We start from the raw sequence: 12,390 nt of genomic DNA, 5'->3' as shown, positions 1-12,390 counted from the left end.
CTAACATTTACATGAAACGGAGTGGCTAGTGTAAAAATCTTTAGTTCACTTTATGTAGAAGCCTATGAGCCGAAAGGAATGATGGAATGCTTGCGTTTCGTTTGACGGGCCTGCCGGATTCCCGGTTGCCGCTGTACCTGTATTGTGTGGGCACGCAGGAAGAGAAAGTTCTGCATAGACCGGATGGATTTCCGGTGTATCAGTTGTTTTTGTCAGGCGGCGGTGAAGGGCAGTTCAGGGTTCCGGGAAAAGGGACATGGACGATGGGAGTAGGGCAGGTATTCATCGTGGAACCCGAGGTTGCGCATGAGTATGTGCCTCATTCCAAATCCAAAGGGGAACTGGGTTATATCGGTATTGGCGGTACATCGGCTGGATCGGTACTACAATCCACGGGTTTGCTTCAGAACGAACCGTACCATATCTCCGGTTTTGAAATCATCTGGTCACGCATGACCAATCTCTGGCACGCGTTGGATCAAGGAGCAACGGAGATGTGGGACACATCAACCCTGATCTACCAGCTCATTTTGGATTTAGCACAATCGAAAATACCATCTGATGTCGGCATAGGAGGTATTGGAACATCTAGGGCACAGGATGGCACTGTAAAACACTCTAATCGGGAGCCCGATCCGAGCAAGGATGCACTCATCCGAGCAGTAGCATTGATGCATACGCACTATCAGGATGACCTGTTATTGAAGCACATCGCTGACGCAGTGGGTTATTCGGTGCAGCATCTCAACCGACTATTTCACCAGCATTATGGCGTGACAGGACATCAATATATGCAACGATTACGTTTGCAGAAGGCTTCGGACTGGATGGACAAGCATCCACGAGCAAGTGTACGAGAGGCGGCAGAGACCGTAGGGATGGAAGTGAACTATTTTATCCGGATGTTCAAGCGGGAGTTTGGAGAGACACCGGGCAAAGGAATCAAACATCGGAACCAGCTCCAAATGGAAAAAGACCTCACGAATTCGTGAAGCCCCTTAATCGCTTATATACGTGTTATGCTGTTTTCTTTTGTCCAAATAAAGGCCTTACCGTTGCAAGTCCCACAACTCCGATCACTGCACTCACCCACGGAGCCAGTGCAAATACCGGAAGTTTATCACGCAGTGGATACCCTACAAAGAGCACAAGGACCACGATGACGATGTAAATGATGATTCCCTTAAGGTTAACCTTAGGTACGGTGTTCTTGTCCGCTCCTTCATCGTCTGGTCGCTCAGCAAGACGGCGAAGCATCTCCACCAATGCAATACCGCCAACTGCCGCAACGATCAGAGAGAACAGACTGATGTGTTGGAACGGCTCCGTATCTCCGCCAGTCCAACCCACGAACAATCCCACACATCCTTGAATCAACATGACAAAAGACAAAGCCGCCCAAGCGATCATGGCATACCACTTTGGTGTCCGTTTCACAGGCTCTGGATTCTCAGTTGGCTGTGGTTCTACAGCGTTGGCACTCTTTTTCGATGAAGCTGTTGAACTATTATCACGGGTTGGGCTGGATTTACCCACCTCAACGGCAGTCGTCTTCTCCGGTGCTGTATTTGTAATCCCTAGCTGTGCATGGATGTCTTGTTCCAGATCAGGTCCGTATAACTCGCGAGCGGGTTTGTTATCCCGCTGAGCCTGTACGATTGCTTTTCCTGCGGAGAGTATCCACTCTTCCTGTGTTCTCTCGTCCGCTGGCGCATGACGCGCAATTGTGCTGATCTCGTCATACAGTTTCACATGTTCAGGTGTCATTCGACTCATCTCAGTTATTTGCCGATTCTGTATTTCTTTAAGCTTCTTATAGGAAATCCCCAATGATTGCTCCCCCTGTCTACACACGTTCTGATCTTCCAATGGACTGAAGACCCTGACGGTATTTTAGTATACGGGAAGGGCTCTCGTTTCGCAAAGTCATTCCTTATAAAAAAGCTGCTCATGGTGGACCCATATCCATACACAGGCCAGTATAACACAGGTGCATAACAGCACCAGTTTACCGTGATGTTGAATCCATTCCAGTAGATGTTCCATGAATTCATTCCTTTCGGCCGAAGGATTCCGAGGCATATGCTACCTATGTTTGTTCATTTATTTTCCCCTGTTCATGTGAAAAAATACCCTCACGCCTCCCAGATCTAACGATTGTGTGAAGTATGCATAAAGAGCAGCCGATTCCATCACAATAGTAGCATTTCCAACAGAAATCCAAGATTGGAGTGTGCTTGTTATGGATAAACAAACAGAATTGACCCGGAAGCTGCTACTGAACAGCAACTCCCGTGGAGTCGTGGACGAGGTTGTATCCTTTGAGGAGAATCTGGAGGATACGGAGTATGCAGAAGAACTGACAGATGGCAATTTGAAGGGGAGAAGTTTCTGGGACAATACTGATTCGGGTCATGAGCATGAGTGGAATGGACGGGTGGAGACTCACGAGATGTTCCGTAGAAGCTACGAATAACGATCCTGCAACACTTGGTTTGAATTCCAAATGATATCTGGGCCAGCTGTCATCAGCGTGGCTCATTTTTTTGCGCTTATTATCCGATAAACTGTAGATTGGTAGTCGACGCAGAAAGGGTTCTTACTTACGTTGACTTGAAGGTTACGGGATGATAATATATGAATAACATCTTAATACACACTAAACTTATCGGATTATATATATTTAATAAATGGAAGTTAACAGGCTAAGGGTGGAAAGGGGAAATCGGTATGGAACGTCAGATCAGTATCCGTCATGGACAGGAAGAATTAACAGCCACGATTCATTATCCGGTCGTGAAAGATATCAAGGAGGAGAAGAGTCAGCAACGGGTCCCTCTGGCGGTCATCTGCCACGGCTTCGTTGGTAGCCGGATCGGCGTGGATCGTTTGTTTGTGAAGACTGCACGGGAGCTGGCTGAAGACGGTTATCTGGTCCTGCGTTTCGATTATATCGGTTGTGGAGAGAGCAGTGGGGAGTACGGAGCGGAGGGACTGGAGTCCATGGTGCTGCAGACTCGTTCGGTGCTGGATTACGCGGTAAATTGCAGTGATGTAGATCCTACGCGTGTTACACTAATTGGTCATAGTCTGGGTGGTGCCGTTGCATTACTAACTGCTGTACGTGACAAACGTGTCAAAAACCTGGTTATGTGGTCCTCCGTGGGTTATCCATTCAATGATATCGTGAAGATTACGGGACGGGAAGTATACGATGAAGGCGTGAAACTGGGTGCGGCTGATTATCTGGGATACAAATTCACACCGACCTTTTTCGAATCTCTCGCTGAACAACAGCCATTCCAGGAAGCAGTCAAGTTTAGCGGCGATGTTCTAGTCGTGCACGGCACGTCAGATGAGATTATCCCTGTAGACTATGCATTCCTGTATCAAAAGGTATTCTGGATGCGCCAGGAAGGCCGTTGCGACAAGGAGATCATCTTCCAGGGTGATCACACCTTCTCTTCAGGTAAAGAGCGGGAACAGCTGATTACGCGTACCAGAGAGTGGCTGGGTGAACGTCAGAAGATCGAGCAGGATTGGCAGCACTGGATGATATAAGTGGCAGGATTACAACTGTTTGGGGATGTCAGCTTGGAAAAGCGCCTTCTTAAGGGTAAAATAGAGGAGTAAGCATTCTATCCGTGTCTGGAGGTTGGCAGCAATGACATTACCCGCACTTTTCATTGCGCATGGTTCTCCCGCTCTGGCGGTGGAGAGCAATGACTACACTCACTTCTTGAACCAGCTTGGAGACAGGCTGCCGGCTCCGAAAGCCATTGTCGTATTTACGGCGCATTGGGATTGTCCTGAACCGTCCGTGACGATGGATGATACACATCAGACCTTGCATGATTTTTACGGATTTCCTTCTACGATGTATACGATGGAATACCCTGCATCTGGGCAGCCAGATTTAGCGAACGAGATATGTGCTTTGTTCACCCGCAGCAATCTGGCACATCAGCCGATTCGAGGCCGAGGGCTGGATCATGGCGTATGGGTACCGTTGCTCCATATGTATCCCGAGGCTAACATTCCTGTGATTGCTGTATCTGTAGACTCGCTGCGTACGCCGCAGGAACAGTATGATATTGGCCGAATGCTGGAACAGCTACGTCATGATGATGTGTTAATCATTGGCAGCGGTGGAACGGTTCACAATTTGCGATTGCTGGGCAATACGGATGAACCGCAAGAGTGGGCGGTGGAGTTTGATAACTGGATCGGGGAGCGCTTGCAACAGTGGAACACAAGAGAACTGTTTCAATATGAGAAAAAAGCCCCTCATGCACGTACGGCGGTTCCGTCGTATGGTACAGAACACATTGCACCTTTGTTCTACGCCATGGGTACAGCGGATATGTCCCGATCAGCGAAGCGTCTATTCCAGTCTTACCCTTACGGAACGCTCAGTTTGAACTGCTGGCAGTTTGGAGACGGCGTGTAACTTGGAACAGACAACAGCCTGATTATGGTGCTTGAAGCCAGTTTGGTACGGATAATATAACGTGTATTAATGCATACAATTACAATATATAAACAAAAGAAGGTTACTGTACACCCTTGAAGGGCTACAGTAACCTTTTTTCAATATGAGGACTTATTCATGCAATAGATCTTTATTTGCGGATTTCGAACAATTCACAGTCTGTACGCGAATGATAAGCGAGCTCACTGACACTGGATTGTACTACTACGGTGTTGCTGTCAAAACGGATAATGATGCCACCGGAGTCAATCTGGTGATTATCTTTAAAAACTCGAACCTTATACTTCATATTCATGGCTTCCTGGAAGTCCGCATCGGTCTCGAGACGTCGCTGGGTCGGCATATCGTGTACTCCTTTGAAGTTCAACTTTATTTCATCATAATACGATTTTCTGTGGATGGGCAAGTCAGTCAGGCATTCAGGCTGATTTTGAAAAGTAAAAAGCCCTGCTCTCCAGGGGGATTAGGAGCAGGGCCGAGAATTCTATGAATGATTGCTTAAGCTGTTTTTTGAGTAGGGCTAATCGTTGGTGTGTCTTTAGGAAGATTTCCTTTGTTGTTACGAGTGAACAATCCGCGAAGGTAAGGCAGTACCCAGTGATCCAGACCGATTTTACCTGCATTTGCACCAGCAACGACAAGGAAGATTTCCATTACAACCAGTTGAGCATTCGTGCTTACTGTTCCCGAGAAGAGGAACGCGAAGTTCATGACCATAGCCATCAGTGCTGCTAGTGTAGTGAAGCAACCGAGGATGAGACCCAAACCTACAAGGAATTCACCCAATGGGATAACGAAGTCGAACAGTCCTGCGTTTGGTACTGCGAATTTCTCGAGGAACGTTGCCCACCAAGCTTGAACAGCCGGGTGATCACCTGTTGCTTTTTCTACCGCACCGGCCAAGAACCCGCCAGCTTGGAATCCGCCAGTCAATTTGCTCCATCCGTGAGTCATCCAATCATAACCGATATACACCCGAAGTACTGTCAAAATCCACATTGCTACTTTGTTTTCTCTAAGCCATTGGTTTGTGCTGAACATATGAACCACTCCTTCATGGAATCTAGTGTGTGTTGTTTTTGTTTTTCTAAGTGATCACCTTTGATGTCTTTATTGTATAGTTCAAAAGTTGTTTTGTTTGTGATTAAAATCACAATCTAGTTCAAATTTTAAGTAAGGTTTGAGAAGTTCACATTTAGGACATATTTTTCTCGCAAATCGCTGTTTCAAATGTGAATTTCAAGCTGTATCAAGGCCTTCTAGGCGCAGACAAATCGGATGGGGTGTGATTAAATGGAAAGAAATACGTGAAATGGTTGCCCACATGAGACATATATCACAACTTAGAACCAGGCCATATCGTTCAGGAGGTCCTATATTGAAGCTTTTTAAATGGAACAAAGCAGCATCGGTTGCATCTCTGTTTATTCTCTCATTAAGTCTTGTTGCCTGCCAAAACCAGGAGGTGGCGCAGATGCCAGTTCAGCCAGAACCGACACCTGCACCTGTACAAGAAGAACACGTGGAGGAAACCAACACGTCTCTCTATACAGCACCTCTGACGGGTCTGCCTGTAGATGAAGCGATTACGCGTCGACCACTCGCCGTAATGATTAATAATGCACCCGCAGCTCGGCCCCAATCAGGTCTAAGTTCAGCCGATATCATTCTTGAAGTTCTCGCTGAGGGAGGCATTACCCGTTTCATAGCCATCTTCCAGAGTGGAGGCGGTGCGGAGACGGTTGGACCCGTTCGCAGTATACGTCCATATCTAATTGAGCTCGGCGAGAGTTATGATGGGGTACTTGTTCACGCCGGAGGCAGTCCGGAGGCGTATTCCATTTTGCAAAGGCAGCAGAAACAGCATATGGATGAAATCTCGAATGGTGGACCTTACTTCTGGCGTTCCTCGGATCGTAAAGCCCCACATAATCTGTATACTTCAGCGGACAAGCTGAGAGAAGGGTCAGATATCAAGGGTTACAGCCATGATTTCAAGTCGCCAGTATACAATTATAACGAAGAAGGCGCGACATCCGCAGGAGAGGCAGTAAAGCAATTCGATATCCATTATTTATTGGATAGTTACCGGGTGACGTATGATTATGATGAAGTTAGCGGACGATATATGAGAATGGTGAATGGCAAGGCAGATCAGGATCTGGATAATGGGACTCAACTTGGTGCAGCGAACATCATTGTGGCAGGTGCAGATCACAAGGTGCTCGATAGTGTAGGTCGGTTGTCCGTTAATTTGGAACAGGGCGGGGAAGCCATGCTTTTTCAGAAGGGCAAGATGATTCGTGGGCAGTGGGTGAAGAAGCAGGGGGATATTATACGGTTTGTTCAGGGTGGCAGTGAAGTTGCTCTTGTACCGGGTAAAACCTTTATCAGCATTGTTCCCAATCAACCGGAATTTTCCAGTCATGTGAAGCTGGCTGCGCAGCAATAAAAGGATGTAATGAAAGAAAACAATGAAACATGTATTCATTTTGTTGTCGAAAAGGCATTATATTTGTCCTTAGCGTGAAAAGTAGAATCGTGTCGATTTTGAATTTTGATGTCGAATTGTAAACGCAGTGTAAAATCTTGACTTGAATTTACCATTATTCCAAATAATTAAGATTCATTTCAGATTAATGTGATAAGAATATAAAAAAGGATCACACCTTTTGTACAAACCATGAAACAAATATGATAAGATATCAAAGGTTGTCATTTCATGTTTCATCGGTTGTCGGCAATTTTTCTCGTAAAGGGGATAGAGCTATGAAGCTTAAGAAGAAGAAGGATATATTTTTTGAGACACTGGAGAATATGGCAGATACGGTTGTTCAAGCGGCAGATTATTTCTCCCAGCATGTTTCCAACCTTCAGGATGTGACTCTTTTTGCTAATGAAATGAAGAAGTACGAGTCGAAATGTGATGATTACGTGCATACGATCATTACAGAACTCAACAAAACATTTATCACACCGATCGAACGCGATGATATTATGGAGCTGACAACAACACTTGATGACGTATTGGACGGACTCGAAGCAACGGCTTCCCGTTTCTATATGTACCAACTGACAGATCCAGATGATGAGTTCGTCATACAGTTTGCTGAAATTTTGCGCCAATCGGCTTACGAAATTCAGAAGGCGATCCATCTGCTGTCCCAGAAAAAATTGCTCGCGATCCGTGAGTATACCATTCGTTTGAATGATCTGGAAAACCAAGGCGACGAAGTGCTGCGCATGTGTATCAAACATCTCTTCGCTACCGTGTCTGATCCGATTGAACTGATCAAGCGTAAGGAAATTTACGAACGTCTTGAGACAACAACGGATGCTTGTGAAGACGTGGCGAACGTGCTTGAATCCATCATTATGCGTAATTCTTAAGGAGCCAGAGAATAATGGAAACAACGATTTGGGTATTGGGTATAGTCGTCTTCCTTGCACTGGCGTTTGACTTCATCAACGGTTTTCACGACACGGCCAATGCCATTGCGACTTCGGTCTCAACCCGAGCACTGACGCCGCGTCGAGCTATTCTTATGGCAGCGGTGATGAACTTTGTCGGTGCGATGATGTTCACAGGTGTTGCGAAGACGATTGGGGGGAGTGTGACCGACCCCACCACGCTGGATAACGGGATAGAGGTCGTCATAGTCACCTTGATATCAGCGATTATCTGGAACCTGGTTACATGGTGGTTTGGTATTCCGTCTTCTTCCTCACATGCACTTATTGGAGCCCTTGCAGGTGCCGTACTCGTTGGCGCAGGATCTGATAAAGTGAAATGGAGCGGATTCATTGATATCGTCGGAGGTTTGCTATTATCACCTCTGATCGCATTTGCCATCGGTTATGTGGTCATGACGATTCTCAAATATATTTTCGCCAAACGCAGTCCGCATAACGTGAACAAAGGTTTCCGTACGGTACAGATTTTCACGGCAGCACTGCAAGCATTCACGCATGGTACGAATGATGCACAGAAAGCGATGGGTATTATTACGTTTGCTTTGGTTGCAGCAGGTGTGCAGGATAATCTGGATGTTCCGCTGTGGGTTAAAATTTCAGCGGCAACAGCGATGGCTCTGGGTACGTCCATCGGTGGTTGGAAAATCATCAAAACGATGGGTACCAAAATCTTTAAAATTGAACCGATTAATGGTTTTGCCGCGGATATTTCAGCTGCTTCCGTTATTTTCACAGCAACGTTGCTTCACCTTCCAGTTAGTACAACGCACGCGATCACATCAGCAATTCTGGGTGTGGGTTCCGCGAAACGTTTCTCTGCTGTGAAATGGGGACTTGCTGGACGTATCATTATTACGTGGTTCATTACGATTCCGATTACTGCGGGACTGGCAGGATTGCTCTACTGGATTATTTTCTAAAAAGAGAAGTTATCCCGAACGAATTCGGGGTTACCAGACAATCTGTTCATAACTGTGTGAATATCGGGATATGTGGACAATTATACAACCAAAATCAAGAGACGCCTGTGCATGAACGTGTGGACAGGCTGGATATGTGGATAGCCATCCGTGGAATGATAAACCAAAAGAAGATATTCCTGTGGATACAGGGAACTGTGGATAGGGAAATGAGAGAAGCCAACAGGGTTGGCTTTTTTTGTTGTCGAGTTTGAATGCGTCTGTGGATATTTTGGACACGTGGGAGACGTACCTATGGTTAAAGTTGTACAATAACGTAAAGATACAGGACAAGGACGTGGTCTAATTTATGATTCGTACACTCGCCATTACACGAGAACATCAAGTCTCCGTTAACGTACCACTTACACAGCTGGATCTGAACGATTACGCCTGGGCATGGGCCGATTTTAACCAGCCAACGGAAGAGGAAAGCCGTTTGCTGGATACATATTTTCATTTTCACCCTTTAGCTATTGAGGACTGTCTGCATGTGTTGCAGCGGCCCAAGCTCGATTATTATGATAATCTGCAGTTTCTTGTGCTGCACGCACTGAACCCGTCCACACTGGAAGCCGAGGAGGTTGACTTGTTTCTCGGATCAAACTTCCTAGTGTCTTTTCATCATGGCGTATTGGAGGAAGTGGATGAAGCGTGGGAACGCTTGTTGCACCATGCTCATGAACGAACCATTTGGGCGCGAGGTCCGGTGGCAGCAGCCTATACGGTGATGGACAAGCTGGTCGATCATTATTTTCCGTCTCTATTTGCGATTGAGGATGAACTGGCCGAACTGGAGAACCGGGGTGGACAGGAGTCAGTTGAAGACTTGATGAACCAGGTGTTTGATCTGCGGACTCGATTGCTGAAGCTCAGACGAACGGTAGTACCGATGCGGGATCTGCTCTATCGGGTGGTCAATTCCCAGCACGTACAGCGAACAGGTGAACATACGGCTTATTTTACCGATATCTATGACCATTTATTGAAGCTGACGGATATGATTGAAGCCGATCGGGAGATGACCGCTGACCTGCGCGACAGTTATATTTCCCTGAACTCCAACCGGATGAATCAGATCATGAAGACACTCACGGTGATTACGACTGTATTTATGCCGCTCACACTGATCGCGGGTATTTATGGCATGAACTTTGCCTATATGCCTGAGCTTCAATGGAAGTTTGGGTATGGTGCGGTGCTGCTGTTGATGTTTGTGCTTGGCGGAAGCATGGTGGCCTGGTTTGTAAAACGGGGCTGGTTTAAGTGAGAACGAGTGTAATCAGATGTTAGTAACATAAACTTGTAATAACGTGTATCCACAGGTAAAATATAACGATATGTGAATAGATTCTAGATGAATTATCCATACATATCATTGTGGAAGGATGGGATACGATGAGATTGGCAGAGGCTCTTGTACTGCGTGCAGATGAGCAGAAGAAGATAGCTCAGCTCAAGCAACGTCTGGAACGCGTAGTTAAAGTTCAGGAAGGTGAACAGCCAGCAGAGGACCCACAGTTGCTTATGATTGACCTGGAGAATACGATCCGGAGCCTGACGGTATTGGTTAAGAAAATTAATAAGACCAATGCACAGACTGACTTCACAGCTGGAGTTACGCTTGCAGATGCCCTTGCAGAGCGGGATGGAATCATGCAAGAAAGAGCATCGTTTAACGAAGTTTTGCAGAATGCGTCCATTCGCCAGGATCGGTACAGTCGTTCTGAAGTGAAGTATGAGCGAACCGTGAACATAGCAGATATTCAACATAAAGTGGATAGCCTTTCGAAATCCTACCGGGAACTGGATTTTAAAATTCAGGAGAAGAACTGGACCATAGACTTAATCGAGGAATAAAACTGCGTCGGTAACCCTATCCAAATGAAGCGAGCATAACCCACCAACGGGAAGTTGGAAACCTGGTAGACGCTGGGCCATGTCTAACCCATATCATCATTTAGCCCAATATTGTTACAAGAATGCGCAGCATGGATGTATCGTGTATCTTTCTAATTGTTACGACCATATGCAGGTCTTTGGATAGCGGTGAGGGTGGGTAAGGGGAATTGCAGTTTGAACTACATATGAAGAAGGCCACTGGGCCATGATCTCGGGCAGTAATAAATGTCGGGAGATGATGTTTGCCAGGTGGCCTTTCTGATTCTTCTATTAGAAGTTTTGAAAAAATGTATCCACATGTGAATAACTATTCCGCTTCAACAAGCTGTGTGTAACTTATGATGACTTCCTTTTACTCCATTTCAAGAACAAAAGAAGTTGTAGCTGCTTCTTTGCCATTCACAAGAATGGTAAGCGTATGCAGACCGGCATAATATTTTCTCGTTGTGATGACTTTGAAGGATTGTTTGGTGGCTACCTTGGTTCTGCCTGTTGGGTACATTTTATCGGAGCATTTGAATCGTTTGGGAGCCTGCTTGCCGTTTGCCTTCATATAACCCATCTCATATTCAATTCGTAGCATCTGTGACTCGCCGCTCTCATTAACGACATCAAACGAAAAATGAAGATCCTCGCCAATGCTAATCGTATCCTGGACAAGCTGAAGCTGCTCAATGTGAATCGAATCCTGCTCATTATAACCAAAAAGACTTAGTGCTTTGCTATGTCCTTTCTTTAGCAATGACCTGCTGGCATGCCGGACAATCCAGTCTGTGTGTACATGTTGTCCGTACCAGGTCGTGGCCAGATCCATAACCAGTTCAGGGTGGTCCTTGGAAATGTCATTCAGATGATTGGCGACACTTTTGCGAACATAGAGGGACTCGTCCTGTTTCAATGCATGCAGAATCGGAAGTACAGGTGTTGGATCGGTGATAAAGTTCTGGAGTTTCGCGCCCCAGGGCAAACGTGGCCGGCTGCCCTCACTGGCAAGTCTGCGGATATGCTCGTTGTTGCTCTCTGCCCACGCCATCATATGTTTCATCGTTTGGATTGGATAATGTTCAATAAACGGGCGTACCGCGAACTCCGAGCTGGAATAAGGTGTGAAGAGGGTCAGATACTTCATGGATAACTCGTAATCCTCTGGGTCAAGTCCGTTCACTTCGATAAAATCCGGTACAAACAGATATTCAACGCCTCTCATCGTAGGGGCGGCTTGTTCGATAATATGTAATGCTTCCTCATAATTGTCCGGCAGTACCTGGGTCAAAGCCAATGTGATTCTGCGAATGCGCGCTTTGAATTCCAACTGTTCCCAGCCTTCAGCGAAAACCAATTCATGAAATTGCTGTGTATCCAGCTTCGGGTAGAATTGACGCAAATGTTCGCCGGTCCGATCGATTAATGCGGGAGTGTATTTGTCTTTGATAAGTTCCATGGTCCGCCTCCTTTAGTTACTATCCAGTATACCTCAAATTACAGAAATAAGAACGTGAGTTCCTGAAATTTATTTCTATACGGATGAACGGTGTTAAGGCACCCACCTTCTGTATGGGGGTG

General features: G+C 46.2%; 13 protein-coding genes. 9 read left to right on the top strand and 4 right to left on the bottom strand.

What is annotated here, in order from left to right:
* The first annotated feature begins 86 nt into the window (after positions 1-86).
* Positions 87-992 carry an AraC family transcriptional regulator gene (locus C170_RS29900; RefSeq protein WP_051446952.1) on the top strand — a complete coding sequence of 302 codons (906 nt, stop codon included), beginning with the start codon at positions 87-89 and terminating at the stop codon, positions 990-992.
* A gap of 25 nt (positions 993-1,017) precedes the next feature.
* On the opposite strand, the gene C170_RS29895 is transcribed toward C170_RS29900, so the two are convergent.
* On the bottom strand, positions 1,018-1,830 hold the full coding sequence (locus C170_RS29895; RefSeq protein WP_051446951.1) for a DUF1129 family protein: 813 nt from the start codon (positions 1,828-1,830) through the stop codon (positions 1,018-1,020).
* A gap of 412 nt (positions 1,831-2,242) precedes the next feature.
* Here C170_RS29895 and C170_RS02255 point away from each other — a divergent pair, with 412 nt between their 5' ends.
* The 3 genes from C170_RS02255 (at position 2,243) to C170_RS02245 (ending at position 4,450) form a co-directional block, all read left to right on the top strand.
* Positions 2,243-2,476: a hypothetical protein gene (locus tag C170_RS02255; protein ID WP_036606058.1), complete on the top strand. Its 234-nt coding sequence runs from the start codon at positions 2,243-2,245 to the stop codon at positions 2,474-2,476.
* 254 nt (positions 2,477-2,730) lie between these two features.
* On the top strand, positions 2,731-3,561 hold the full coding sequence (locus tag C170_RS02250) for an alpha/beta hydrolase (RefSeq protein WP_036606057.1): 831 nt from the start codon (positions 2,731-2,733) through the stop codon (positions 3,559-3,561).
* A 103-nt stretch (positions 3,562-3,664) separates the two neighbouring features.
* Positions 3,665-4,450, top strand: a complete 786-nt coding sequence (locus C170_RS02245; protein WP_017690674.1) for a DODA-type extradiol aromatic ring-opening family dioxygenase — start codon at positions 3,665-3,667, stop codon at positions 4,448-4,450.
* 172 nt (positions 4,451-4,622) lie between these two features.
* On the opposite strand, the gene C170_RS02240 is transcribed toward C170_RS02245, so the two are convergent.
* Positions 4,623-4,835, bottom strand: coding sequence for a hypothetical protein (locus C170_RS02240; protein WP_017690673.1), 213 nt, complete (start codon positions 4,833-4,835; stop codon positions 4,623-4,625).
* A 155-nt stretch (positions 4,836-4,990) separates the two neighbouring features.
* A complete protein-coding gene (locus C170_RS02235) occupies positions 4,991-5,533 on the bottom strand; it encodes a DoxX family protein (RefSeq protein ID WP_036606056.1) in 543 nt (180 codons plus the stop codon).
* Positions 5,534-5,870: 337 nt separating this feature from the next.
* Between C170_RS02235 and C170_RS02230 the strand changes: the two genes are divergently transcribed.
* From C170_RS02230 to C170_RS02210, 5 genes are all read left to right on the top strand, one after another.
* Complete coding sequence (locus tag C170_RS02230; protein WP_036606055.1) at positions 5,871-6,944, top strand: DUF3048 domain-containing protein; 1,074 nt, start codon at positions 5,871-5,873, stop codon at positions 6,942-6,944.
* Between the two features lie 317 nt (positions 6,945-7,261).
* A complete protein-coding gene (locus C170_RS02225; protein WP_017690670.1) occupies positions 7,262-7,882 on the top strand; it encodes a DUF47 domain-containing protein in 621 nt (206 codons plus the stop codon).
* 14 nt (positions 7,883-7,896) lie between these two features.
* A complete protein-coding gene (locus tag C170_RS02220) occupies positions 7,897-8,886 on the top strand; it encodes an inorganic phosphate transporter (RefSeq protein WP_036606054.1) in 990 nt (329 codons plus the stop codon).
* A 349-nt stretch (positions 8,887-9,235) separates the two neighbouring features.
* Entirely contained in the window at positions 9,236-10,195 is a 960-nt protein-coding gene (gene corA / locus C170_RS02215) for a magnesium/cobalt transporter CorA (protein ID WP_036606053.1), read from the top strand.
* 128 nt (positions 10,196-10,323) lie between these two features.
* Positions 10,324-10,785: a DIP1984 family protein gene (locus C170_RS02210; protein ID WP_036606052.1), complete on the top strand. Its 462-nt coding sequence runs from the start codon at positions 10,324-10,326 to the stop codon at positions 10,783-10,785.
* A gap of 394 nt (positions 10,786-11,179) precedes the next feature.
* Here C170_RS02210 and C170_RS02205 read toward each other — a convergent pair whose 3' ends face one another.
* The gene (locus C170_RS02205) at positions 11,180-12,268 is read right to left on the bottom strand and encodes a DNA alkylation repair protein (RefSeq protein WP_036606051.1); all 1,089 of its coding nucleotides are present in this window, start codon (positions 12,266-12,268) and stop codon (positions 11,180-11,182) included.
* Positions 12,269-12,390: the final 122 nt, after the last annotated feature.

Origin of the sequence: Paenibacillus sp. FSL H7-689 (genome assembly GCF_000517905.1) — a bacterium.
GTDB classification, from domain to species: Bacteria; Bacillota; Bacilli; order Paenibacillales; family Paenibacillaceae; genus Paenibacillus; species Paenibacillus amylolyticus.
Note: the sequence above shows the minus strand (reverse complement) of the source record. Positions and strands in the feature narration are given on the sequence as shown.